Here is a 24,016-nt window from a genome sequence, read left to right on the forward strand (position 1 = left end):
ATGACTACAGTCGTGCAGTAGCTGCACACATGCATTATCTGCACACGCGCAGATATTAGGCAAGGGGATCATGATGTCGACGAGGGAACGGGATGAACGGCACGCGGTCTTCCGCGACTACATCGACGCCGTCGGGCTGCAAGCCATGGCGGGCGCGGAGGCGGCGGGTCTCCAGGCGTCCGAGTGGTACGCGCTCAGCCGCATCAGCCTGGCGGGCAGGCTCACTCCGGGTGAACTCGCCACCGGCACGGGCCTCACCACGGGCGCGACGACGCGACTGATCGACCGGCTCGAACGCGCCGGATACGTACGCCGCACCGCGGACTCCGCCGACCGGCGCAGGGTCCTGGTGGAGGCGGTCCCCGACGCGCTGGGAGCGGTCGAGGCGGCTGTCGCGCCGGCGCGCCGTCACATCGGGGACCTGCTCGCCGAGTACACCCCGGATCAACAAGCCCTGCTCTTCGACTACTTCACTCGCGCGGCACCGGCCTTCCGGGCCGCGACGGAGGAGATCCGGACGGCGACACGCGAGAACAAGAGGGGCTGACCTGCGAGAGCCGGGCCAGGACGGGGCCCTGGCCCGGACACATGGGGCTCGGGTCGGCGATCGCCCGGATTCCCGCGAGTTGGCAGGCGGACCTGACCACCTCGAAGGAGGTCTTCGCGAGGCCCGGCCCAGATGCGGTACGTGGCGATAGGCGCGACGGCGCCGCACGTGCAACCGGCCGGCGGTCTTCCGTGACGATCCGGCCCGGGGCCGTGGCACTTCGTGGTGGACCCTGTCAGTGCCGGGGGAGTCACCGTGGCCGACGTCAACCGGCTCGTTGGGCACGCTGCGAGGGCGTAAATCCGGCCATGTTTCCTTATGTCGTAAGCCCGCGGAAATCCGCGTGTTACGACCTCCGGCGGCCGGGCACCCGAGGTGGGCGCGGCAGTGTGCCGGACGTTCGCGAAGGAAGGAAACATCGACGCGGGAGGTGAGTCCGCCGTGAGCGACCACGCCAAGGTCGAGCGGCTCCTCCAGGACCTCGAAGCCCTCCGGGCGGGCGACCCACGGTTCACCCACCGGACACCCCACCCGCGGACAAGCTGCTGGCCCCGGGCGCCGGACTCGTCGACCTGATCCGTGACGCGATCTCCGGGCGCGCCAAGCAGGCACGACGTCCGGGGCAGTTCGTCAGGGCGGCCCCGGTCACCTCACCGTCAAGAACCAGGAGGAATCCGTATGACCACCGCACGCGACATCATGACCGCCGGCGCAGAGTGCGCCGGCGCGCAGGACACCGTGCTCGACGCCGCGCGCAAGATGACGCGGCTCGGCGTGGGCGCCCTGCCGATCTGCGGAACCGACGAACGTCTCAAGGGGGTCCTCACCGACCGGGACATCGTCGTCAAGGTCCTGGGCGCCGACAAGGACCCGGCCACGGTGAAGGTGGGCGACCTCGCGCAGGGCGAGGCGGTCACCATCGGTGCGGACGACAGCGCGGAGGAGATCTTCTCCACGATGTCGGCGCACAAGGTCCGCCGCCTCCCCGTCATCGACGGGCACGTCCTGGTCGGCATGGTGGCCCTCGCCGACGCGGCCCGGGCGCTGACCGACCCCAAGGCGGGACAGCTCCTGGAAGCGCTCTCCACCGACTGACCGGCCTGCCCGCCCACGGAGGGACGGCCGACCGGCTGACTGCCTGTCCGCTGCTGGTGGGCCACTCGGGAGGAGGGCCCACCGGCGGCGCACCATCGGCGCAGGAAGAGACACGTCCGCCCGGGCGGACCAGGCGGACGGACCACGCACAACCGTTGGCCCGGCGACCGCGCTCCGGTTGCCGGGCCTCGTACGGGGAGTGGAACCCGGCGGGTTCACCGACGGCATCTGCCTCCCTGAACATCGCGGAACGACCCGTCCGCCCCGCGGTTCCATCGCCATGTACTGCTCCGAGTGGGACAGTGGGCTGGTACGAGGCCTCCGGCGGCTTCCGGTAAGACTCCGATGCCCCGCGCCTCACTCGGACAGGGCTTCCGTGGCCCGGGTTGGACTGACATGGCAGAGGAACCCGGGCACCGAACTCCCGATCTGATGGGACTCCTGCTGGAGACCGACAGCCTGGAGGGGTTCCTGCTCTCCCTCGCACAGCGCGCCGCCGCGTACACCCCGGCCTCCGACGGCTGCGGCATCACCCTGGAGCGCGAGGGCCGCCCGCTGACCGTGGCGAGCGCGGGCACCAGCGCGGAGCAGCTGGACGAGAAGCAGTACGGACAGGACGACGGGCCGTGTCTGACGGCGCTGCGCACCGGCCGGGAGGTCAGCATCCCCGACATGCACGCCGAAGAACGGTGGGGTGGGTATCCCGCTTTCGCCGTGGCCAGCGGCACCCACTCGTCCTTGTCCTTGCCGATCGCCACACACACCCACACGGCCGGTGCGCTGAACCTCTACTCCGCCAAGGAGGACGGCTTCGCCGACGCCGACCTGGTGCTGCTGCGCGACCTCGCCTCGCAGGCCACCAGCGCCCTGGCGCTCGCCCAACGCATCGCCGACGCGCAGGAGTTCGCCGCCGGCCTCCAATCGGCCCTGGTCACCCGCACGGTCATCGACCAGGCCATCGGCGTCGTCATGGGCCACGAACGCTGCACACCCGACGAGGCGTTCGCCGTTCTGCGGACCACTTCGCAGAACAGGAACCTCAAGGTGTACGCGCTGTGTGCGGAACTCATCACCAAGGTCGGCGGCCGGCCTCCTTCCGGGGGCGGCCCCCCACCACGCCCGTGAGGCGCGGGGCGGTCCGCATCCCCGTACTTCCCCGCACTTCCCCGCACTTCCTTCGTCGCCTTCGTCGCTCCGTCAGGGGGAGGCGGGGTGCACGGCCAGCACCTCTTCCGGGGCGAGGGTCCGGCGCAGGAGGTTCTGGGCGGTCTCCGAGGGCCGTCGGCCGTGGAGGCGGCTGTAGCGGTGCAGGGCTTCGTCGGCCTCCCGCATGGGGATGCCGCCCGCCGCGGCGAGCAGCCCCTTGGCCGTCTCGACGGTCGCCTTGACGGACACCGCCGCCTGCACCTGGGTCAGCACGTCGTGCGGGCGGGCGGGATCCGCCCGCCAGCGGACCACGGCGATGCCGGCGACGTCCGCGAACGCCTGGGCCAGCCCGAGTTCGGTGTCGGTCAGCGTTCCTGGATCCTCGCGGAGCAGGTTGAGTGCGCCGACGCCCTGTCCGTTCACCGTCATCGGGAGCGCGTACGCCCCACGGAAGCCGAGCGCACGCGCGAGCGGCACGACGTCCGGCCACCGGGCCTGTTCGGCTGCCAGATCGGGAGCGTCGAGACGGTGCTGCTCACGCCATGAGTCGATGCACGGACCCTGCCCGCTCTGCATCTGGAACAGTTCCAACAGCGCGGCCCGACCGTCGGAGACCGCCATGGCGCGCAGCGTCCCCCGGGCGTCGATCATCATGATCCCGGCGGCGTCGGCGCTGGTGAGGGCCACACAGTGGGCGGCGAGGCGGTCCAACAGCACGGTGGGATCGACATCGTCGGCAAGGCAGTCGGCCAGGCTGACGAACGCCTTCGCGATGCGCTGTTCGCGACTGATCATGTCTGTTCACCGTCTCTGTCCGGGGTGGGCAGCTCCTGAGAATCACGCATCGAAGGTCACCCTCCGCTCGATCACATCACGTGCGGCTTCGCTGACGCTCTGGCCGTGGACAAAGGCATGCGCCCGCAGCCGGGCCAGAGCCTGCTGCGGATCCGTGTTCAGATAGAACATGATCATTCCGGTGGCCTGCTGGACCTCGTCGCGGTTGGTCTCGGCCCCCTTGAGCCAGGGCGCCATCCCGTCGTCGGGAACGGCCGACGCCTGAAGGTTCACCAGCGCCAGCATGATAGCGTCCGCCGCCAGCAACGCGCTGCTCAGATCCCCCACCGCCATCTCGCCGGGCACGTCCCGATAGAGATCGAGCGTGCCCAGCACCTGCGCCTCCACGCCCAACGGCAGGGAGAACACCGCACGCACCCCCATCGCGACGGCCTGCTCCGCGAAGACCGGCCAGCGCCTGGCGTCGGGACCCTCGCTCAGATCACTCGCCAGCACCGGGGCCGCCAGGTCCATGGCCAGCTGGCACGGTCCGTCCCCGAGAGAGTACTGGGCATCCGCGAGCCGCCCCGCCACCTCGTCGCTCGACCACCAGACCAGCCGGCTCGTCCGGTCGCCGCTCAACGAGATGGAAGCACCGGTGACCGACAACTGGTCCACGCACACCTGGCACAACCGGGCCGGTATGTACTGCACGTCACCGCCCCCGGCCAACACCCGCCGCAGCGCGCGCCGCACCGGGGAGCCGGAGGGCCGGTCGCCGCCAGGGGGGACCTCCCCGAAGTCCGTCACCATCCACCTCCGCCCGCGCGTACGTCGCTGCTCACGATCTCACAACGGCCCGGACGAAGGCCCCTTCCACACCACTCCTGCGCCCCCGCCACCGGCCCGTACGGACCCCGCGCCCTTCCCTCCGTACGCGTTCCCCGGGCGCGACGAGTCGTCACACATACGTCGCCACGGGCTTCGGCTGCTGGGGCACGTCCGGCGGCACACTGGCCAGGCGGCTCCTCACCCGGCCCTGCTGAAGCAACAGGCCGACGTGGCACGGCACTTCATCGGCGACCGGTCGTACGCCGTCTCGGCGCGCTGCACCCATCTCGGCTGCCCGGTCGCCTTCCCAGCGGCCAGGGGCCTTGGCCGGTTGCACAGTGGTCACGGAGGGACGGCACGCGATGCCGCGCATCTTCGATTCCGTGTCGCATCCGCTTTGTATGCTGCCCCACCCCCGCCAGGCCACCTGATTCCCCCTGTCTCCCTACCCCTGACCCGCACCCGGCTTGTCCGCCCGGCTCCGGTCCTCGGCGTGAAGAGCCTGGTCCACACCGGGATACACCGGTACCACCTGATCCAGGTTCGTCAGCCGTAGCACCGTCATGGGCAGTCGCCGGGAGACCGCCACCCGCACCTGCACCCCCATCCCGGCCAGCCGGCAGTGCAGTTCCTCCAGCAGGCCCACTCCGGTCGTTGTCAGGAACGGGGCACTCGTCCAGTCCACGACCAGGACTGGGCTACCGTCGTTCCCGGCCCGAGGCTCCCGCCATACGCGGTGATCCACCGGCGACTTGGGCGCGCCCCGGAGCACACAACGGGCGCCCGCCCCGCATCGCAACCGAACGGGCGAACGACTTCACCAGGTTCCAGCAGCGACAGAGTCTCCAGGACCACCATGCTCGCCCCGCAGGACGTCCTCACTCCGCGTACCCTGCGGTCGCCACAGCAAGGGCCGGTGTCGCTGGAGGGTGTCCGCCGGCGCGGCCCCCGAGCTCTCCCCGCTGCCGCATCGACACCGCCACCGGCTTCCCACGCTCTGGGAGCCGTTGTCATTGCGATGGTCGCACTGCTCTTCCTGCTCACCGGCAGTGTGCTGCCGCCGTTGCCTGCCCTGGTGCTGAGCGGGCTGAGCTTCCGCGATACCCAATAATCGACCGTATGCCCTCCCTCACTCCGTTGCTCACTTCGCTGCTGTCCGCCCGCGGCGGCTCGCCCGCCGCCCCGGGCGGGCCGCGGCGACTGCGGCGGGCCGGGGCCGAGGCGGTGTGTGCGGGAGGCCTGGTGATCCTCTCGTCCCTGGTACTGAGCGGGCTCGGCGAGGCCCTGCCCGGCGCGGTCCGGGTGCTGCTCGGTCTGCTCGCGGTCGGGCTGCTCGTCGTTCGGCGGCGGTACCCGGTGGCCTCCGTGCTCGGGCTCGCGGCCGTCCTGGGCGCGTTCCCTGCCGCCGGGCTGCTCACCGCCGTCGCCTCGTACACCGCGTCCCGGCAGCTGCCCGACGCCCGGAGCCGCGCCGTGCCGCTGCTCGCGGGCGGGGCCCTTGCCGCCCTCGGCGGCATGCTGTTCGCCCCGTACTCCGGGATCGAGCCCTACCCGTTCGGCCTCGGCCTCGGCGCGGTCCTCGCCACCACCACAGTGCTGGTGCCGGGTCTGACCGGGGCGGTGGCGGGGCAGCGGCAGCGACTGCTGCGAGCGCTGCGTGAACGCACCGCCGCCGCCGAGGAGGCCCGGCGGCAGGCCGACCGTGCTGCCCGGATCCACGAACGGACCCGGATCGCCGCCGAGATGCACGACCTGCTCGGCCACCGCCTCAGCCTGATCTCGCTGCACGCGGGCGGCCTCGAACTCGCCCTCCAGCAGCAAGCTCCCGACCTGCGCGACGAGGCCGCGCTGGTACGCGGAGCGACCCGGGACGCGATGCGCGAGCTGCGCCAAGTACTGGGAGTGCTCGGCCCGTTGGGCCACGACACGAACGCCGAATCCCTCACCGAGGCAACCGGCACCCGGGCCGACATCGCTTCCCTGGTCGCCGATTCCCGAGCGGGCGGCGTCCCGGTCGACCTCGACTGGGAGGGCCCCGACCTCGACGCTCCCGGTCTGGACGGCCACACGGCACAGTTGCGGCGCGCTGTGCACCGCGTCGTACGCGAGTCCCTGACGAACGCGCACGGATACGCGGCCGGCGCCCGCGTCAACGTCCGTATCACCCACGGCGAACGGGTCGTGGCCGTCGTGGTGCGCAACGGCCCACAGCCCTCCCGCACCGGGCGGCCCCTCGACCGGGTCGCCACCGGACGGGGCCTGACCGGGCTCTCCGAACGCGTGGGCCTGCTCGGCGGCACGCTGACGGCGGGCCCCGACCCGGCCGGCGGATTCGTGGTGTCGGCGGAGCTGCCGACCGTACGAAGCCCGGCCCGGCCACCGGGACCGGCGGAGGACCCGCCCGGTGCCGCGCACGAGGATCCTCGGGACGAACAGCCCGCGCGTGCAGAGCGGTCCGCGGCGTCCTCCGGGTCGCGCCGGACATGGGCCCGGCGACGCCTGGCCCCCGCCGTGACCGGGCTGCTCGGGCTCGCCGGGGTGAGCGTGCTGACACTGTTCGGGATGGCGCTCCTGGACGAGGCGATGCCGGGCCCGCCCCCGGCGGCACACGAGTCGCCCCGCCTCGGCATGAGCCGTCAGGAGGTAGTGCGCGTGGTCGGCACGGACAGCGACGAGGCGCGGGCCGCCGCCGTGGGACACGAACCCGCCCGCCCGCAGTCGGCGACCGACTGCCTGTACCCGTCCTCGTCCGACGCCCCTCAGCTGCGCGCGAGGGGCGAAATGACCCTCGTGCGCTACTGCTTCACCGACGGCCCCCTCACCACCGTCGACCGCTTCACCGTCCCGCTGGTCACCGAACGGACCGGCACCCCGGGCCCGTCCACGACACCGGGCTCCGCGAACACCCGCCCCCAGGAGCGACACCCATGACCGACACCGTCCGTGTACTGCTCGCCGACGACGAGGAGCTCATCCGGCACGGCGTACGCCTGATCCTGCGGCACGCCGAGGGCATCGAGGTCGCCGGAGAGGCTGCGAACGGGGCCGACGCGGTGGCAGCCGCCGCCGAAGTCCGCCCGGACGTCGTGCTGCTGGACGTACGGATGCCGGTGCTCGACGGGCTCGCGGCGATCGGCCCCCTGCTGGATCTGGACCCGGCGCCGTACATCGTCATGCTGACCACGTTCGGTGACGAGGAGAACGTGCTGCACGCCCTGCACGCCGGTGCCACCGGCTTCCTGCTCAAGGACGAAGGGCCGCAGGAACTCATCAGCGCGGTGCGCGCGGCGGCGGCCGGCGACGCGGTCCTCTCCCCCGGCGTGACCGGCACCGTCGTCCGGCGGATGCTCCGCGGCAACACCCCGCCGACAGCCGATGACAGCGGGGCGCGCCTCGCCCGGCTCACCGACCGGGAACGCGAGGTCCTGGTGATGCTCGGGCGGGGCCTCCCGAACCTGGAGGTCGCACGGGCGCTCGGCATCGGTGTGGGCACGGTGAAGACGCACGTCGGCGCCATCCTGGAGAAGACGGGCTGCGGGAGCAGGGTCCAGGCAGCGGTGCTCGCCCACCGGGCGGGTCTCGTCCCGTGAGGGGCTGCTGACGCTCTGTCAGGGAGCCGGCTGTCGGGGGCTGCGCCCCGAGCCGGCTGCCCTCTGCCAGAAGTAAGATCCCCTTCTCCTCCGCGCGGAGCACGTCCCTTCCCGCTCCCCGACCTTCGGCAGGCCGTACAACACACCCTGCGGCCCACGGACCGCCCGATTCGTGCGAACAGCATGGAACGGAGCAGGTCGCCCCCGGTGCGCCCTGCGATCCCGTCCGAAGCCTCAGGAGTGCCGCCGTGCCCGAAATCGACGTACCCCTATCCGCCCCGCCGCACCGACCGGCCACCGAGGCCGCCGCCTGTGCCATCGGTCTCGGCAAGACGTACGGAACCGGGGAGACCCGCGTGGTCGCACTCGACTCGGTCTCGGTGGAGTTCGGACGCGGACGGTTCACCGCGATCATGGGCCCGTCCGGCTCCGGCAAGTCCACACTGATGCACTGCATGGCGGGCCTCGACTCGGTCACCTCGGGCTCGGCGCGCATCGGCGGCACCGAACTCTCCGGCCTGAACGACCGCGGCCTCACCCGCCTCCGCCGCGACAAGCTCGGCTTCGTCTTCCAGGCGTTCCACCTGCTTCCCACCCTCACCGCGTACGAGAACATCACGCTGCCCCTGGACATCGCGGGCCGCCGCCCCGACCGGGAGTGGCTCGACACGGTCGTCCGGACCGTGGGGCTGACCGCCCGGACGGGTCACCGGCCGGACCAGCTCTCCGGGGGCCAGCAGCAGCGGGTCGCGGTGGCCCGTGCCCTCGCGTCCCGGCCGGAGATCGTCTTCGCGGACGAACCGACCGGCAACCTCGACTCGGGATCGGGCGCCGAGGTGCTGGACCTCCTGCGGCGATCCGTATGGGAGTTGGGCGGGACGGTCGTGATGGTCACGCACGATCCGGTGGCTGCCGCGTACGCCGACCGCGTCGTGTTCCTCGCCGACGGCCGCCTCACGGACGAACTGCTCGCCCCGACCGCGGACGGCGTCCTGGACCGGATGCGGCTCATCGGCGCCAAGGGACCTACGAAGAACACCTGCTGAACGACGCGCAGCGACCACCGCTCGCCTCCCGTCGGCACGTCCCGTACGCACATCACCTACGCACCTCACGTACGCGCCTCTCGGACACGCGCTCCTTGAACCTCCTGCCTCTCCCCCACCCCTGGATCTCCCCATGCTGCGAACAGCTCTGCGCAACGTCCTCGCGCACAAAGCCCGGCTGGCCATGACCGCGCTCGCGGTGATGCTCGGTACCGCCTGCGTCTCCGGCACCCTCGTCTTCGGCGAGACGGTCGCGCAGGCCTTCGGCGCCGCCTCCGCCAGAAACCTCAAGGACGTGGCGGTCTCGGTACAGGCCGAGGAAACCACCGGCCCGGGCGTCGGCGTCGGACCCGGCGTCGGCGTCACGCCAGGAAAGCCCGCCACCCCCTTGGACGCGCGCCTCGCCGACCGGCTCCGCGCACTGCCCGGCGTCACGTCCGTACGCCCCTCCGTGCACGGCAGCGCGACCCTCGCCCGCGCGGACGGCGAGCCCGCCGACGCCGGCAGCGGCCGGCAGAACCTGGCTACCAACTACGTCCCCGGCCCCGACGGCAAGGATCCCCGCCACCCCCTCGTCTCCGGCCGTAGCCCTCTGTCCAGAGGCGAGTTGGCGCTCGACGCCACCACCGCCGAGAAGGCGGGATACCGGACCGGCGACACCGTACGGTTCGCCACGACCGGCCCCGTCCTGACCGGGAAGCTCGTCGGCACCGTCCGCAGCGAGGACCCCCGGGTCACCGCGGGCGGAACACTTGTCCTGTTCGACACCACCACCGCGCAGCACCTCCTTCTCGCCCCCGGCCGGTTCAACGAGATCGCCGTGGCCGCCGCGCCCGGGACCGATCAGTACGCACTGACCGAGCGGGTGCGCGCGCTGCTGCCCCAGGAGGGCGCGACCGCGGTCAGTGGTGCCGAACTCGCCGCCCGGCAGGCCGAGGAGACCGCCGAGAACACCGGGGCACTGACCAAGATGCTGCTGGTGTTCGCCGGGATCGCGCTGTTCGTGGGCGGGTTCGTCATCGCGAACACCTTCACCGTGCTGGTCACCGGGCGCAGCCGTGAGATCGCGCTGCTGCGTGCCGTGGGAGCCTCGCGCCGCCAGGTCGTACGCTCCGTCCTCGTCGAGGCCGCCCTTCTCGGACTCGGTGCGTCGGCCGCCGGTCTCGTCCTCGGCCTCGGCATCGCCGCCGGGCTGCGTCCGCTGCTCAACGCGAACGGCGCCGCCCTTCCCGACGGCCCGCTGGCCGTCCCGGCCACCGCGCTGCTCGGCTCGACGGCCGTCGGCGTCCTGGTCACGGTGCTGGCCGCCTGGCTGCCGTCCCGCAGAGCGGCAAGGATCGCCCCGGTGGCCGCGCTCCGCAGCACGGACACGCCGACTCCGGTCCGCGGCACCCGGCTGCGCAACCTCCTCGGCGCACTGCTCACCGGTGCGGGCGTCGCCGTCATGCTGTACGTGTCGACGGTGCAGGACGGCGCGCGGTCCCACGTACTGCTGGCCGTGGCCGGTTCGTTCCTCACCATGACCGGCACAGTCGTACTCGCCCCGCTGCTGGCACACCCTCTGGTGTCGCTGGCAGGGCTGGCCGCGGCCCGGCTCTTCGGCGTCAGCGGCAGGCTCGCCCGACGGAACGCGCTGCGCGACCCGCGCCGTACGGCCGCCACCGTGTCGGCCCTGATGACCGGACTCGCCCTGATCACCGGGCTGTCCGTGACGAGCCACTCGGTCGACCGGGCTGTGAACCGGGCCACCGTCCAGGGGCTCACCGCCGACTACCGGGTCACCGACTCGGCCTACCTGGGCCTGGACCCGCGCCTGGGCGACCAGGTCGCCGGAGTCCCGGGCGTGGCCGCCGCGACCCCCGTGATCTCGGCCGGGCTCCGGGCGCGCGGCCAGTACGCACTGGTGACCGGCCTCGACCCGCGCCGGCTCGGCCAGGTCGCGGACCTCGACTTCACCAGTGGCTCGGCCGCCGCGCTCGGCCCCGGCCGGATCGCACTCTCCGAGACGTACGCCCGCCGGACCGGGCTGCGCACCGGCGACACCCTGCGGGGCAGCTTCGACCAGGCATCGGGACGGCCCTCGCCGCCGAAGGAGCTGACGGTCGTCGGTGTCTACCGGGAGAACCGCGTCGTACAGAGCGCCGTCGGCGCCCTCCACGACGTCCTGCCGTACACCGTGACCGGCCGCTACGACAGCGTCCTGGTGAAGGCCGCCCCCGGCCGGGCCACCGGCCTCGACCGTGCGATCCGCTCCGCCCTCGGCAACAACCCCCTGCTGAAGGTGCAGAGCCAGGAACAGGTCGTCCGGGAGGAGTTCGCCGAGATCGCGGTCATGCTCGACATGACGTCCGGGCTGCTGGGCCTGGCGGTCCTGATCTCCGTGCTCGGCGTGACCAACACCCTCGCCATGTCCGTCCACGAACGCACCCGCGAAATCGGCCTGCTCCGCGCCCTCGGCCTGGACCGCCGGGGCGTGCGCCGTACGGTGCAGCTGGAGTCGGCCGTGATCTCGCTGGTCGGCGCGGTGCTCGGCTCCGGTGTCGGCATCTTCCTGGCCTGGGCGGGCGGCAGCCTCACGGTCTCGGGCCTGCCTCAGTACACGACGGCGTTGCCCTGGCCACAGCTGGCCCTGTTCCTGACCCTGGCCCTGCCCGTCGCACTGCTGGCCGCCATGTGGCCCGCCCGACGGGCAGCCCGGCTGCACGTACTGCGGGCCATCGGCACACGGTGAGCGGACTGACCTCCCCGCCTGTCGTGCTCGCTGCCCCGGTGCGGAACGCCGGGCGTCGGGCAGGCAGGTACACGTACGGGCTACCGGGCCGCATTCCTTAGCCTGAGTGGGTGACATGGGCCGGTGGACGGCCGTGCGGTGCAATTACTGTCCTGCCCCATGACTCCAACTCAGACCACTGGAACTGCCCTCAATCGCGCCCACTTGGGAACGATCGCCGTACTCGCGTGGGCGGGCGAACACAGCGACGACGGACACGACGCGGCCTTTCTGCTCGGGTACGCGCTCGGCGACGGCTCGGGCACCGAGGAAGAGGGCAAGGCCGCCGTCCACGCCCTGCTCACCGAGGCCGGGCTTCCGGTCGGCGGTGCCATCGTCAACGGCGCCCTGTCCAGCGTGCCGGTGACCCTCCTGGTGGACGGCAGCAACGCCGTCCTGACCCTGCCCAGCATCAACGTCACCTGCCCGGTCCCGCCGGAATGGGCTGTTGCCGCACAGAAGCGCGGCCAGGTGCATCTGATGTTCACCACGCGGGCCTGGCCGGAGAGCCGGCCGGGCCAGGCCGTCGGCGAGACGGAACTCCAGGCGTTCGTCGGTGACGAGGACACCATCCGGACCTCCGCCCACTGCCGACTTCCCGTGTCGCGGCTCCGCTAGCAGCGCCGTTGCGGAACATGCGGGTGGCCCCGCGAAGAAGACTTCTTCGCGGGGCCACCTGCGCCACCTCTTCTCATGTGCGTGAGCGGCTGTTCACGCACACACCGCTACCGGGCCCAGGATGCCCAGTCCTGGGTTCAGCCGTTGTGGGCGCCGTTGCCGGAGAGGACCGGGAAGTCGCTGAGGATGTGCGAGAGCGGCTCGTCGCCCTTGGCCTGGGTGGAGTTCTCGACGCACTGCTGGTTCTGCGGCGCGGACAGGATCGGGATGTCCTGGACACCGACCGGCACCAGGCCGACGAGGGAGGTCAGGTTGGCCTTGGCCGGCAGGCCGACGCAGGGCTTGTTGAGCGAACCCTGGACCAGGGACATCTGCGGGCTCATGTCACCGGCGGTCTCGGCGTTGCCGTAGTGCTGCTCCGCACCGTTGCCGCTCATCGACGTCGTACCGTCGTCGTTGGCGATCGCCATGGCCTGCGGGGCGGCCACAGCGCCGAGGCTCATCGCGGACGCTGCGAGTACGGCCGAGGCCATCATCTTGTTCATGTGGAAAGTACCTCTTCGTTCCGGGGGGCAATCTACTGACTGCACAACCGCCCGGCTGCAAGTTTGGTTCTTTCCGTTCACCCATTTGGCAGAGAAACTACCCACCGAACCGCTTCCGCTATTTTCATTCTTTCCGTTCTTCATTTACTTGGTCTCCGCCGTACGACGTTCCGTACGAGTGAACGGTGATAACCAAACGGTGGGAATGCAGTTCTTCAGGAAGCTCCAGGTCGGGGTACTCAATGGGAAAGAAGGATTTCAGAGATGAAGAAGGTCATGGCAACCGCCGCACTTGCCGCCGCCACACTGGGTCTCGGTGCCATCGGCGCTCCGCAGGCCATGGCGACCGCGGACGACGGCGGCACGACGTCGATGAGCGGCAACGGTGCGGAGCAGCACTACGGCAACGCCGAGACCGCCGGTGACATGAGCCCCCAGCTGTCCCTGGTCCAGGGCTCGCTCAACAAGCCCTGCATCGGCCTGCCGGTCAAGGCCAACGCCACGTCGCTCATCGGTGCCATCCCGGTCGGTGTCCAGGACATTCCCGTCCTGTCCGCGCCGCAGAACCAGCAGTGCGTCGAGAACTCCACCCAGGCCAAGGGCGACGAGCCGCTCTCGCACATCCTCAGCGACTTCCCGGTCCTCTCCGGCAACGGCGCCAACAACCACTGATCCACCCCTTGTGTGCGGCCCACGGGCCGCACACAAGGACAGACTCCGCCACGCACAGCATTGAGCCCCCTGACCCTTCTCGGGTCAGGGGGCTCAATGCTGTCCAGTGCTGCGGAGGAAGTGCGAAACCCGCTTGTTGAAATGACGGTCTTCGACGGCGCAGGGGCCGACGGCTGTATGAATTCCGTCGGAACAGGTTCAGGAAGTAGATTACCGCACCCCCATCGGCGGATCCGGCGAGAATCACCCGTTTGCCTTTCGTGTCCTCAGTGCGAAATAAGCGTTCGGGAGCAACCCCGCACGGCACCCGGGTGACAAAGCGGGAATGGCGCAGTAACGGATGGCCCGGTCGGGGAATGGTGACGCCGTTCCCTTTTCGCACACCGGCAGGAAGAAGCTGACACGTGAACCGCAGTACGCAGTGGGTGGGAGGCCTCGCGCTCGGCGCGATGGTCCTCGGAGCCACCGGGTTCTCCGCACCGCCCGCCCCGCCCGGGCCGGGTACCGCGCCGTCCGCGGTGTTCGCCGGGCCGGGCTCGCTGTTGTCCGTGGCCTCGGAGAACGAGGACACCACGCCGGAGGACGGTGGCGGCAGCGAGGCGGTGCGCCAGCGGGACGCCAAGATCAACCCCACGGCCCTGGCTGCCCTCTGCGCAGGCCCGTCCGAGCGTGAGTACAGCTTCGCGCTCTTCGACGACGTGAACGTCCAGGTCGTCGAGCAGACCCGCAACGTGATCGGTGACACCGTCATCCTGACGGCCGACGTCGTGGGGGCCACCGGCCAGCACGTGGTGGCCACGGCCCAGAACGCCTGCGACGGCAACCCGGGCAACGAGCACGTGACCGCCCAGTTCATGCTGGGCGGCGACAGCTACGCCATCGAGTCCAACGGCCCGAACCAGGTGTCGATCACCCAGGTCACCCCGCTGGGCGACGAGGACGAGTCGGCATCCATGAGCATGCCCCCGGCCCCGGCCCCGCTCCCCGTGCTGCGGTCCGCCCCGGTGGCCCCGGACAAGGCCTGCCAGCAGGGCGGCAAGACCACCCTCATCGACCTCATCGTGGGCTACACCCCCAAGGCGCTGGCCGAGGCCGGCAGTGTGACCCAGATGCGCGCCGACATCACCCGGGCGGTGGCCCTGGCCAACGACGGCCTGGCCGACAGCAAGGTCAACGCCCGGCTGCGGCTGGTGAACATCCCTGCGGTCAGCAAGGTCGCCGCGGCGCGCGACGGCGTCACGCAGGACCTCATCAAGGCACTCGCCACGCCCCGCGACAACGTCCTCGACGAGATGATGACCTACCGCGACCAGTACGGTGCCGACCTCGTCTCGGTGATCGCCGGGGGCCGGGCCGCGGGCGGCCTCGGCTACTCGCCCAAGGCCCCTTCGTCGAAGACCGCCAACTACGGGTTCAACGTGGTGGCGCACGCCGCGCTGAAGAACTTCTCCCTCGGCCACGAGATCGGCCACAACCTCGGCGCGGCGCACGACCGCACCACCGAGCCCGTCCAGCCGCCGCCGTTCGGCGCCAACGGCTACTTCCCGCGTACCGGCGACTTCGCCACGATGATGGCGTACGAGTCCGGCTGCCGTAAGGCCACCAAGGGCCGGTGCGGACGCATCAACCAGTACTCCAACGCGCTGATGTCCTACCGCGGCGAGCCCCTCGGCATTCCGATCGGCAAGCCCGACGAGTCCGACACCGCCCGGATCTTCAACACCACCGCCAAGGCCATCGCCACCTACCGCAACGCCAAGTCGAGCGAAACCCTGTGCGCGGTGTCCACAGCGGTATCGCCCGCCGGGGCCGGCACGGTGACGCCCACGAAGACCGGCCCGTACCCGAAGAACACCACCGCACGGTTCACCGCGAAGCCCGCCGCCGGCTACGTCTTCTCCGGCTGGACGCTGAACGGCCGCAAGGTCGGCACCGCCGACAACGCCGTCAACGTCACCGTCTCCACCGACAAGCAGCTCACCGCGGTCTTCCGCAAGGGCGCGACCCCCAAGCCCACGGTCAACACCTCCGCAACCCGCGGCGGCACCGTGAAGAAGACCCCGGCCAAGCGCGGTGCACCGGCTACCGGCACCGAGCTCTACGACGCCGTACCCGCTCCTGGCTGGTCCTTCAGCGGCTGGACCCTGAACGGCTCGTTCGCGGGTGACCACGACACCATCGAGCTCACGCCCGACGACGAGCACCTCCAGCTGCGCGCGGAGTTCGACCGCAACAAGTACAACCTCGACGTGAAGGTGACCGGCGGGCAGGGCGAGGTCTCCCTCTCCGAGCAGGGCCCCTACGCGGAAGGTGACACCGTGACGGCCACGGCAGTCCCCAAGCGCGGCTTCGTGTTCGCCGGCTGGCTGCTGGACAACGAGGAGTACGGCGGGGACACCGACAAGTCCAACGGTGAGACCGCCGTGTCCTTCAGCGACGACTCGAACCACACGCTGACCGCCGTCTTCAAGCCGGTGAGGTAACCGGCCGAAGCACGCCGAAGGGGCCTGTTCCCGACAAGGCAGGAACAGGTCCCTTCGGCATTCGGAGTCCAGCGCCCGTCAGCGCTGGGCGGCGCGACCGCGGCGGGTCATCAGCAGACCACCGGTGAGGAGCGCGGCACTGAGCGCAGCAGCGCCGCCGAGCTCATCGGCACCGGTGTGCGCCAGCTGCGGCTTGACGAGGGCGGAGGGCTTGCTGGGCTTCGGCGGCTGGTCGACTGGGATCTCGTCGGCAGGCGGCTCTTCAGCGGGGGGCTCATCCGCGGGCGGCTCATCCGCAGGGGGCTCGTCCGCAGGCGGCTCATCAGCGGGAGGCTCATCCGCAGGGGGCTCGTCGGCAGGCGGAGGAGTCTGGACGGTCGGTCCGTTGGAGCACTCGTTGCCGAATGCCGGGTTCAGCGCTCCCACCACGTCGACCGTGTTGCCACAGGCGCTGACCGGAACGTCCACCGGGACCTGAACGTTGTTGCCGGAAAGGACCCCGGGCGAGTCCGAGACCGTGCTGTCGCCCTCCGCGTCGGCATGGGCGTAGCCGGTGGTCATAGAGAGAACTCCTGAGACGGCTGCGGTGAGCAGCACCCTCTTACTCAATACTCGTCGCACTTCGCCGTTCCCTGTTCTTTCATGCTTGCGGGGCCAGCCGACTGCTCGCCCACCCACAATGAGGCGCTGACCGGCCGGCCCTCGGACGCAAGGCGTGCAGTGCATGCGAGGGCCGGCCAACTCCGGACTCATGAAGTCCGGGCGCAGATCTACTTGTTGACGCAGGTGTTGCCGAACGCCGGGTTCAGCAGCGCGATCACGTTGACCGTGTTACCGCACACGTTCACCGGAACGTGAACCGGCACCTGGACGACATTGCCGGAGACAACACCCGGGGAGTGCGAAGCCGCAGCCTCGGCCTCGGCGTCCGCCATGGCGGGGGAAGCCGCACCGAGAGCCATCAGCGAGCCGGCAGCGATCGCGGCAACCTTCGTGTACTTCATGTCTTTACGACCTTTCAGTGGGATGTCAGTGGTGATGTGCCGGGCTGCGAACTAGCCGATCGGCTTGCCGTGGGGCTTGCCCATGGGCTTACCGGCGGGCTTGACCGGCTTGACCGGCTTCGACTGAGTGGGCTTGACCGGCTTGGACTGAGTGGGCTTGGTCGGCTTCGGGGTGGTGGGCTTGCTCGGGGGCTGGCTCACCGGGGGCTGGCTCACCGGGGGCTCGTCCGCCGGGGGCTCGTCCGCGGGCGGCTCATCGGCCGGGGGCTCGTCCGCCGGGGGCTCGTCCGCGGGCGGCTCGTCCGCCGGGGGCTCATCGGCCGGCGGCTCATCCGCGGGCGGCTCGTCCGCAGGGGGCTCGTCCGCCGGGGGCTCATCGGCCGGAGGCTCGTCCGCGGGCGGCTCATCCGCCGGAGGCTGGTCGGCCTTCGGGGTCCCATTGGCGCACTCGTTGCCGAATGCCGGGTTCAGCCCTGCCACCACGTCGACCGTGTTGCCGCAGAAGTTGACCGGAACGTGCACCGGCACCTGGGCGCCGTTACCGGAGATGACTCCCGGCGAGTGGGACACCGCAGAGTCCGCCGAGGCACCCCCGCCGGCGGGCTGCGCACTCGACGCGTTCGTGCACTCGTTGCCGAACGCCGGGTTCAGCGCTGCGACCACGTCGACCGTGTTGCCGCAGAAGTTGACCGGAACGTGCACCGGCACCTGGGCGCTGTTGCCGGAGATGACTCCCGGCGAGTGGGACACCGCAGAGTCCGCCGAGGCGCCCCCACCGGCGGGCTGGGCACCCGACGCGTTCGTGCACTTGTTGCCGAACGCCGGGTTCAGCAGGCCGATCACATTGGCAGTGTTGCCACAGATGTTGACCGGAACGTGCACCGGCACCTGGGCGCTGTTGCCGGAGACGACTCCCGGCGAGTTCGAGACCGTGCTGTCGCCCACCGCGTCGGCATGGGCTTGGCCCCCGATCAAGGAGAGAACTCCTGAAGCGGCTGCGGTTACCAGCACGCTCTTACTCATTACCTGTCGCACTTCGCCGTTTCCTGTTCTTTCATGCTTGCGGGGCCAGCCGACTGCTCGCCCACCCACAATGAGGCGCTGACCGGCCGGCCCTCGGACGCAAGGCGTGCAGTGCATGCGAGGGCCGGCCAACTCCGGACTCACGAAGTCCGGGCGCAGATCTACTTGTTGACGCAGGTGTTGCCGAACGCCGGGTTCAGCAGCGCGATCACGTTGACCGTGTTACCGCACACGTTCACCGGAACGTGAACCGGCACCTGGACGACATTGCCGGAGACAACACCCGGGGAGTGCGAGGCCGCAGCCTCGGCCTCGGCGTCCGCCATGGCGGGGGAAGCCGCACCGAGAGCCATCAGCGAGCCGGCAGCGATCGCGGCAACCTTCGTGTACTTCATTTTGTGACCTTTCTTTCAGCGACGTCGTGAACAGTCACGCATTTCGTGCTGCACGAGGCTTCTACAGAATCCCGTAGCGTCGCCGTCGACATTGATAACGAGTCCGCCAGCATTAAGGAAACTCACTTAATTCCGCGAACTTCCACTGTCACCCGAAAGGCCTATCCGGAGATTGTGCAAGGTGCGTAGGGGATCACCGAGAAGCGGAAATCGCAAATATCAGGGCCTTGGGAGCCCCAGAATCCGGCCTGCTCCCGTAAAAGGCTCCCTGGCCGGGTCAGTTGCCCAGCGGGAGTCCGCCGAGCAGGCCACCGGGGACGGCGCCGGTGGGCAGGCCGCCCTTGGCCAGGCCACCCGCTACGGGAAGTCCGCCGAGCAGGTCGTCGGCCGGCGCGGCAGCTGCGGGAGCCGGCTTCGGGGCGGCCTCGGGCGCTGCGGCCTGAGCCGTGCCGGCAGCGGCGAGCGCAGTGCCGGAGACGAGGACGGCGAGGGCGGCGGCGGAGGTCTTGTGGTGGCGCATGGTTCTCCTGCGGTGTGAGTGATCGGCGAGTCGCTGGCGCAACGAGCCGCACCGCGCGAAAGTCACGCGTCGGCATCCGTTGTCCTGCGGGCGCCGGTGCGCCTAGCCAAAAGGCCGGTGCGCCGAGCCAAAAGGGTGATCTCCGGTCCGGCGACGTCTCCATCGACAGCCGCGAGCGTTCTCCAGACGTGAAACGGCAGCGGCCACTCCGGCGCGCTGTGTCGTTCCGACATCGCCTAGGACAGGACCGCACATGAAGTACGCGCAGGCCACCGCAGCTCTCGCGGGAACGCTCGTCGCCCTGGGGTCGGCCACGCCGGCGTTCGCCCACCACGGCGGGGACCACGCCATGCCCGGTGCTGCCCAGGTCGCCGAGAAGCAGACGGAGGCCGATGCCGTCACGGCCCAGCAGATGCGGCAGCTCAAGGACCTGGCCACCCCTCAGAAGTTCCTGGCCGACGTCAAGTCGAACGTGGACGGGCTGCAGGCCAAGGAGGAGGCGGCGGCGCGCGGTGTGCACCGGGCCGGCCCCGGCGCAGTACCCGCCCCCGGTGCCCTGCTCGGCGGGCTCACCGCAGGTGGGGGCCCGATCGGGGTTCCGCTCGACTCACTGGGCTGATCTGCTCGGTTCCGGGCGCCCGCGCAGCGGGCGAGGACGAGTGGGGCGAGGTGGAGTCCGGCCTCGTGGAGCTCGTGCTCGAAGGCCATCGGACTGCCGACTGCCTCCGCGGATTGCCGCGGAGGCAGTCGGCAGTTCTTTTTTGTTCGGTTACGGCCCACCGGGCGCTCTTACTCGAACGTCAGGTAAACACCCGGGTTGCCGTAGCGGCGCCGGCGAACCATGTGATCGTCAGGCAGGTCAGTGCCGGATATGCACATGAATTGTGAAGAATGCGCGCTTCGGGGCAGTGGCACAGCAACGTTTCTGCTCAGGGTTCGTTTGACCTGGCGTACGACCGCTGGCCCGTTCCCTGGCGTTTGTGCACGGATGGGGGCCAAAATCCACTTGGTCCCCATCCGTCCCCGGCTCTCTGTGGGAGCACGTTTCGCGGTCTACTTCTCCGGGATCACGGGGAGAGCAGCGGCTCTCTTCCACGCGGCCACTTGTGTGGTGTCCGCCGGCCGCATCTCGCCCTGGAACAGCAGTGCCTGACCACCCGTCACGGTGTCCTGCCATGCCTGTGTCGCGAAGACGTACGTGGTGCCGTCGGTCAGCCGCCGGGCGGGCTCCTCGTCCGGCGCGAAGGTGACCCGCACCGTGCCCCGTACGTCACCGCGCAGGACCGACTCCACCTGGACGCGGTAGATGTCCGTGGTCAGGTCCGCCAGTTCCCGCTGCTCCTCGAACTCCAGCACACGGCCCGTGAAGACGTCGTCGGCGTACGGCGCGGTGCCCGCCGGGCTCATGGCGTCGTAGCCCCGCAGGACATGCCCGGAGCCGACACCTTCCTCCAGCTGTTGGTAGCCCGCCCAGCCGCCCGCGGCAAGTGCCGTGGCCGCCAGGGCGCCTGCGGCCAGAGCCAGCGGTTTCCCGTTGTTCATGAATTCATCCCCACAGTGCGTGATAAGCCCTGATGTCGCTCGCGGTCGGCGAGCTGATCCCCTTGCCCTGGATATGCCCGTAGGCCGCCCACATCAGCGAGGGGTAACTGCCGCTCCCGTAGCTCTTGTGACAGAACCCGAGTGCGTGCCCGAGTTCGTGGGCGGCGACCCGTCTGCGGTGCGCGTCCGCGCCCAGGGATTTCCCGGGGTCGAGGTAAGCCCTGTTCATCCAGAGGTAGTCGGTACCGGTGTTCGGATCCCACTTGCCGTACACGAGCTTCCAGCCCGCACCGGTGTGGTGGGTGTCCTTCCACTCCAGGTCCGCGTAGGTCGTCGCCCCGTCCGGTTTGATCCTCACCTGCTGAAGCGTGCCCGCCGACCAGACCCTCGCCGCTCGCTGCCGCGCGTCGTCGTACTTGGTGCTGTCGTCCCACGTGAGCTCGGTGCCGTCCACCGAGGAGCGCCCGCGGGAATCGGCTTCCCCCTTCTCACACAGATGGGGCCTGGCCTGCGGGGCGGCTAGGGCCGGTACCGGAATGGCCAGCAGCACAACGGCGGCCGAAGCGGCCGCCAGGGCCAATGTGTTCACCCTCATAGTCACCGAACAATAGCGCTCCGTGATATTTCCGTGGCGCGCATGCGCTCCCGCGACGCATCCTCCGGGCCCACGCAGGGAGGTGCACCGGACCGGCCGTCCGGAGGCTTCGCCGTGACCCGCGCACGAACACCCGTTCCCGAAGGGGGTACATTGCGTAGCGACCACCGCGGGAGCTCGGAAGCAGCCGGGCTGAGAGGGCGGACGGGAGTTGACAGCTCCCCTTTTCGCCGACCGCATGAACCTGGCCCGGGTAATGCCGGCGTAGGAAGGGTGTTGACGATGGATGCTGTCTCCGTATCCGCTCCGCACGACACTGCCGTTTCGCGTGCTGCCGTGGCGGGTGTGATCGCGTCACTGCGGACCTCCGCACCGCTGGTGCACTGCCTGACCAACACCGTGGTGTCGCAGTTCACCGCGAACGTACTGCTCGCGGTGGGAGCCGCCCCCGCGATGGTGCACAGCGCGGAGGAGGCCGGGGCGCTGGCCAGGACGGCCGGCGGTGTGCTGGTCAACCTCGGGACGGTGACGGCCGTGACGGCGGAGGCGATGCGCGTCGCGGTGAAGGCGGCGGCCGGGGCCGGGCGGCCGTGGGTGCTCGACCCGGTGGCGGTCGGCCCGCTGCCCTGGCGCACCGCGCTCGCCCGCGAACTGCTGGAGAGCGCTCCCCCGGCGGTAGTTCGCGCCAACCCTTCCGAGATCCTCGCGCTCGAAGGCGGTCCTGGCGGGCGCGGTGTGGACAGCACCGAGGCGCCCGAGGCGGCGCTGGCCGCGGCGACCACGCTGGCCCGGCGGTACGGCTGCACCGTGGCGGTGAGCGGCCCCGAGGACGTCCTCACGGACGGAACACGGGTGGTGCGGCTGGCCAACGGGCATCCGCTGCTGTCCCTGGTGACGGGGACGGGGTGTGCTCTCGGTGCTCTGGTGGCCGCCGGTACGGCTGTCACCGGCGACGCGCTGCTGGCCGCAACCGCCGCGACGGGGCTCCTCACCGTGGCCGCGGAGGTCGCCGCGACGCGCTCCGCGGGGCCCGGGACGTTCGCGGTCGCTCTGCTCGACGCGCTCCACGAGCTCGGCGCGGACCGGCTCGCCGAGGCCGTCAACCTGCGCTGAGCGCGGGCATGTTGCGGGGTTGCGCGGTGGGCGACGGCTTGGACGCCGCCCGCTGAACAGCCCCCTCCCGCCCGGGGGGGCGACCCCAACATCAAGTATGGCCGACCGCCGCTCCTCGCGCTCAAGCCTGTGGACAACTCACCGTCCCCGCAGGTCAGAGCCTCTCTTCCCGCGTACCTCCCGATACGTCTCCCACGCCCTTGCCCGGCCGGGAGACTCCCAAGGACCCACCATGCGACCTCCTCTCGACCTGTCCCTGTACCTCGTCACCGACACCCGGCTCTGCGGCGACCGTGGCGTCGCCGCCACCGTGGCAGCGGCGGTCAAGGGCGGTGTCACCGCCGTCCAGTTGCGTGATCCGGACGCGGACGCCCGCACGCTGTTCTCGCTCGGCAGGGCGGTCCAGGCCGAACTGGCGGGCACCGGTGTCCCGTTGATCGTCAACGACCGCGTGGACGTTGCCGTCTGGCTGGACGCCGACGGCGTCCACCTCGGGCAGCGGGACGTCTCCCCCGCGACCGCCCGGCGCCTGCTCGGTCCTGATGCGTATGTCGGCCTGTCCGTCAGCCGTCCCGAGCAGCTGGCGCACGTGCCGGACGCCGTCGACCACCTCGGCGTCGGGCCTGTGTTCCCGCAGTCGACCAAACCCGACGCGGACACACCGACCGGTTTGGCCGGCCTGGCCCGGATCGTGCGGGAGAGCCCGCTGCCCTGCGTGGCCATCGGGGGGATCGGGGTGTCCGAGGCCGCCGCGGTCGTGGCAAGCGGCGCGGCGGGCATCGCCGTCGTCAGCGCGGTCTGCGGGCAGCCCGACCCCGAGGCGGCGGCCCGTTCACTCGTCCACACCCTGCTCAAGGAGGTTCCCGCGTGAGCGCCCCGCCCATCGCCCTCAGCATCGCCGCCAGTGACCCCTCCGGCGGTGCCGGGATCCAGGCAGACCTGAAGACGTTCTCCGCCAACAGGGCTTACGGAACCGCCGTGCTGACGGCTCTGACCGCGCAGAACACCCAGGGCGTCACCGGCATCCACGCCGTCCCTCCGGCATTCGTCACCGAGCAGCTCGACACGCTCTTCGCCGATGTCGCGGTGGACGCGGTCAAGATCGGCATGCTGGCCGACGCCGGCATCGCCTCGGCCGTGGCGGACGCCCTGGAGCGGCACCGTCCCCGGTACGTCGTACTCGACCCCGTCATGGTCTCGACCAGCGGCCACCGCCTCCTGGAGGCGGACGCGGTGGCGGTCCTGCGCGACCGTCTGCTGCCGCTCGCCGACCTCGTCACCCCCAACCTTCCCGAGGCGGGCGACCTCCTGGGCACCGCTGCCGCGAAGGACCGCGCCGAGGCCGTCGAGCAGGCTCGTGCGCTTCTCGGCACCGGGGTCCGGCGCGTTCTCCTCAAGGGCGGCCATCACACGCACGACGCCGAGTCGGTCGACGTCCTCGTCGAGGGCACAGAAGTCGACTGCACGGACGTCGACGGCACGAGCGTCATCGAACTGTCCGCTCCCCGCGTGCACACACGCAACACCCATGGCACCGGCTGCACCCTCTCCGCCGCGATCGCCGCCCTCCGCCCCCGGCACGAGGACTGGCACACCGCCGTCCGTGCCGCGAAGGAGTACCTGAACGGGGCCCTGCGCGCGGCCGACACCCTGCGCATCGGCCACGGTCACGGCCCCGTCCACCACTTCCACCAGTACTGGAGCTGA

At 70.7% G+C, this 24,016-nt stretch carries 26 protein-coding genes, 1 pseudogene and 1 riboswitch; of the genes and pseudogenes, 16 read left to right on the top strand and 11 right to left on the bottom strand.

The features are described from left to right. Window positions 1-70: 70 nt before the first annotated feature. The 4 genes from ACZ5PB_RS21415 (at window position 71) to ACZ5PB_RS21430 (ending at window position 2,767) form a co-directional block, all read left to right on the top strand. On the top strand, window positions 71-547 hold the full coding sequence (locus tag ACZ5PB_RS21415; protein ID WP_468693296.1) for a MarR family winged helix-turn-helix transcriptional regulator: 477 nt from the start codon (window positions 71-73) through the stop codon (window positions 545-547). Between the two features lie 441 nt (window positions 548-988). Then, window positions 989-1,123, top strand: a complete 135-nt coding sequence (locus tag ACZ5PB_RS21420) for a hypothetical protein (RefSeq protein ID WP_468693297.1) — start codon at window positions 989-991, stop codon at window positions 1,121-1,123. 102 nt (window positions 1,124-1,225) lie between these two features. After that, window positions 1,226-1,642 carry a CBS domain-containing protein gene (locus ACZ5PB_RS21425; protein ID WP_468693298.1) on the top strand — a complete coding sequence of 139 codons (417 nt, stop codon included), beginning with the start codon at window positions 1,226-1,228 and terminating at the stop codon, window positions 1,640-1,642. 396 nt (window positions 1,643-2,038) lie between these two features. Beyond that, a complete protein-coding gene (locus ACZ5PB_RS21430; RefSeq protein WP_468693299.1) occupies window positions 2,039-2,767 on the top strand; it encodes an ANTAR domain-containing protein in 729 nt (242 codons plus the stop codon). Between the two features lie 72 nt (window positions 2,768-2,839). On the opposite strand, the gene ACZ5PB_RS21435 is transcribed toward ACZ5PB_RS21430, so the two are convergent. Further along, window positions 2,840-3,583, bottom strand: coding sequence for a GAF domain-containing protein (locus ACZ5PB_RS21435; RefSeq protein ID WP_468693300.1), 744 nt, complete (start codon window positions 3,581-3,583; stop codon window positions 2,840-2,842). Window positions 3,584-3,625: 42 nt separating this feature from the next. Next, window positions 3,626-4,375: a GAF and ANTAR domain-containing protein gene (locus tag ACZ5PB_RS21440; RefSeq protein WP_468693301.1), complete on the bottom strand. Its 750-nt coding sequence runs from the start codon at window positions 4,373-4,375 to the stop codon at window positions 3,626-3,628. A 131-nt stretch (window positions 4,376-4,506) separates the two neighbouring features. Between ACZ5PB_RS21440 and ACZ5PB_RS21445 the strand changes: the two are divergent. Beyond that, window positions 4,507-4,709: pseudogene (locus ACZ5PB_RS21445) on the top strand (hypothetical protein); the annotation flags it as partial. A 129-nt stretch (window positions 4,710-4,838) separates the two neighbouring features. Here ACZ5PB_RS21445 and ACZ5PB_RS21450 read toward each other — a convergent pair. Continuing rightward, a complete protein-coding gene (locus ACZ5PB_RS21450; protein WP_468693302.1) occupies window positions 4,839-5,165 on the bottom strand; it encodes an STAS domain-containing protein in 327 nt (108 codons plus the stop codon). Window positions 5,166-5,512: 347 nt separating this feature from the next. On the opposite strand from ACZ5PB_RS21450, the gene ACZ5PB_RS21455 reads away from it, so the two are divergent. From ACZ5PB_RS21455 to ACZ5PB_RS21475, 5 genes are all read left to right on the top strand, one after another. Further along, window positions 5,513-7,324, top strand: coding sequence for a sensor histidine kinase (locus ACZ5PB_RS21455; RefSeq protein ID WP_468693303.1), 1,812 nt, complete (start codon window positions 5,513-5,515; stop codon window positions 7,322-7,324). Beyond that, complete coding sequence (locus ACZ5PB_RS21460) at window positions 7,321-7,983, top strand: response regulator (protein WP_468693304.1); 663 nt, start codon at window positions 7,321-7,323, stop codon at window positions 7,981-7,983. Before ACZ5PB_RS21455 ends, ACZ5PB_RS21460 begins: the two co-directional genes overlap by 4 nt. A gap of 248 nt (window positions 7,984-8,231) precedes the next feature. Beyond that, the gene (locus tag ACZ5PB_RS21465) at window positions 8,232-9,029 is read left to right on the top strand and encodes an ABC transporter ATP-binding protein (RefSeq protein WP_468693305.1); all 798 of its coding nucleotides are present in this window, start codon (window positions 8,232-8,234) and stop codon (window positions 9,027-9,029) included. Window positions 9,030-9,162: 133 nt separating this feature from the next. Continuing rightward, window positions 9,163-11,760 carry an ABC transporter permease gene (locus ACZ5PB_RS21470; protein WP_468693306.1) on the top strand — a complete coding sequence of 866 codons (2,598 nt, stop codon included), beginning with the start codon at window positions 9,163-9,165 and terminating at the stop codon, window positions 11,758-11,760. A 159-nt stretch (window positions 11,761-11,919) separates the two neighbouring features. Continuing rightward, the gene (locus tag ACZ5PB_RS21475; protein ID WP_468693307.1) at window positions 11,920-12,417 is read left to right on the top strand and encodes a DUF5949 family protein; all 498 of its coding nucleotides are present in this window, start codon (window positions 11,920-11,922) and stop codon (window positions 12,415-12,417) included. Between the two features lie 137 nt (window positions 12,418-12,554). Here the strand turns inward: ACZ5PB_RS21475 and ACZ5PB_RS21480 are convergent, their stop codons facing one another. After that, window positions 12,555-12,962 (bottom strand): rodlin, encoded by a 408-nt coding sequence (locus ACZ5PB_RS21480; RefSeq protein WP_468693308.1) that lies wholly within the window; start codon window positions 12,960-12,962, stop codon window positions 12,555-12,557. A 264-nt stretch (window positions 12,963-13,226) separates the two neighbouring features. Between ACZ5PB_RS21480 and ACZ5PB_RS21485 the strand changes: the two genes are divergently transcribed. Then, on the top strand, window positions 13,227-13,634 hold the full coding sequence (locus ACZ5PB_RS21485; protein ID WP_468693309.1) for a rodlin: 408 nt from the start codon (window positions 13,227-13,229) through the stop codon (window positions 13,632-13,634). Between the two features lie 404 nt (window positions 13,635-14,038). After that, a complete protein-coding gene (locus ACZ5PB_RS21490; protein ID WP_468693310.1) occupies window positions 14,039-16,117 on the top strand; it encodes an InlB B-repeat-containing protein in 2,079 nt (692 codons plus the stop codon). Window positions 16,118-16,195: 78 nt separating this feature from the next. On the opposite strand, the gene ACZ5PB_RS21495 is transcribed toward ACZ5PB_RS21490, so the two are convergent. From ACZ5PB_RS21495 to ACZ5PB_RS21515, 5 genes are all read right to left on the bottom strand, one after another. Beyond that, window positions 16,196-16,678 (bottom strand): chaplin, encoded by a 483-nt coding sequence (locus ACZ5PB_RS21495; RefSeq protein ID WP_468693311.1) that lies wholly within the window; start codon window positions 16,676-16,678, stop codon window positions 16,196-16,198. Window positions 16,679-16,887: 209 nt separating this feature from the next. After that, complete coding sequence (locus ACZ5PB_RS21500) at window positions 16,888-17,121, bottom strand: chaplin (RefSeq protein WP_468693312.1); 234 nt, start codon at window positions 17,119-17,121, stop codon at window positions 16,888-16,890. A gap of 51 nt (window positions 17,122-17,172) precedes the next feature. Next, window positions 17,173-18,156 carry a chaplin gene (locus ACZ5PB_RS21505; protein WP_468693313.1) on the bottom strand — a complete coding sequence of 328 codons (984 nt, stop codon included), beginning with the start codon at window positions 18,154-18,156 and terminating at the stop codon, window positions 17,173-17,175. Between the two features lie 149 nt (window positions 18,157-18,305). Beyond that, window positions 18,306-18,539 (bottom strand): chaplin, encoded by a 234-nt coding sequence (locus ACZ5PB_RS21510; RefSeq protein ID WP_468693312.1) that lies wholly within the window; start codon window positions 18,537-18,539, stop codon window positions 18,306-18,308. A 277-nt stretch (window positions 18,540-18,816) separates the two neighbouring features. Then, a complete protein-coding gene (locus ACZ5PB_RS21515; RefSeq protein WP_468693314.1) occupies window positions 18,817-19,059 on the bottom strand; it encodes a hypothetical protein in 243 nt (80 codons plus the stop codon). Between the two features lie 253 nt (window positions 19,060-19,312). On the opposite strand from ACZ5PB_RS21515, the gene ACZ5PB_RS21520 reads away from it, so the two are divergent. Next, window positions 19,313-19,678 (top strand): hypothetical protein, encoded by a 366-nt coding sequence (locus ACZ5PB_RS21520; RefSeq protein WP_468693315.1) that lies wholly within the window; start codon window positions 19,313-19,315, stop codon window positions 19,676-19,678. Between the two features lie 434 nt (window positions 19,679-20,112). On the opposite strand, the gene ACZ5PB_RS21525 is transcribed toward ACZ5PB_RS21520, so the two are convergent. Next, window positions 20,113-20,601 (bottom strand): hypothetical protein, encoded by a 489-nt coding sequence (locus tag ACZ5PB_RS21525; protein ID WP_468693316.1) that lies wholly within the window; start codon window positions 20,599-20,601, stop codon window positions 20,113-20,115. A 4-nt stretch (window positions 20,602-20,605) separates the two neighbouring features. Continuing rightward, the gene (locus ACZ5PB_RS21530) at window positions 20,606-21,190 is read right to left on the bottom strand and encodes a matrixin family metalloprotease (RefSeq protein WP_468693317.1); all 585 of its coding nucleotides are present in this window, start codon (window positions 21,188-21,190) and stop codon (window positions 20,606-20,608) included. 165 nt (window positions 21,191-21,355) lie between these two features. Next, window positions 21,356-21,485: riboswitch (TPP riboswitch) on the top strand. Between ACZ5PB_RS21530 and thiM the strand changes: the two genes are divergently transcribed. The 3 genes from thiM to thiD all read left to right on the top strand — a co-directional run bounded on the left by thiM (window position 21,479) and on the right by thiD (window position 24,016). Next, window positions 21,479-22,309, top strand: a complete 831-nt coding sequence (gene thiM, locus ACZ5PB_RS21535) for a hydroxyethylthiazole kinase (protein ID WP_468693318.1) — start codon at window positions 21,479-21,481, stop codon at window positions 22,307-22,309. (Overlaps the previous riboswitch by 7 nt.) Window positions 22,310-22,541: 232 nt before the next feature. After that, window positions 22,542-23,180, top strand: a complete 639-nt coding sequence (gene thiE, locus ACZ5PB_RS21540) for a thiamine phosphate synthase (protein ID WP_468693319.1) — start codon at window positions 22,542-22,544, stop codon at window positions 23,178-23,180. After that, a complete protein-coding gene (thiD, locus tag ACZ5PB_RS21545) occupies window positions 23,177-24,016 on the top strand; it encodes a bifunctional hydroxymethylpyrimidine kinase/phosphomethylpyrimidine kinase (RefSeq protein WP_468693320.1) in 840 nt (279 codons plus the stop codon). Before thiE ends, thiD begins: the two co-directional genes overlap by 4 nt.

The sequence above is a fragment of the Streptomyces sp. NPDC032721 genome, from assembly GCF_055579625.1.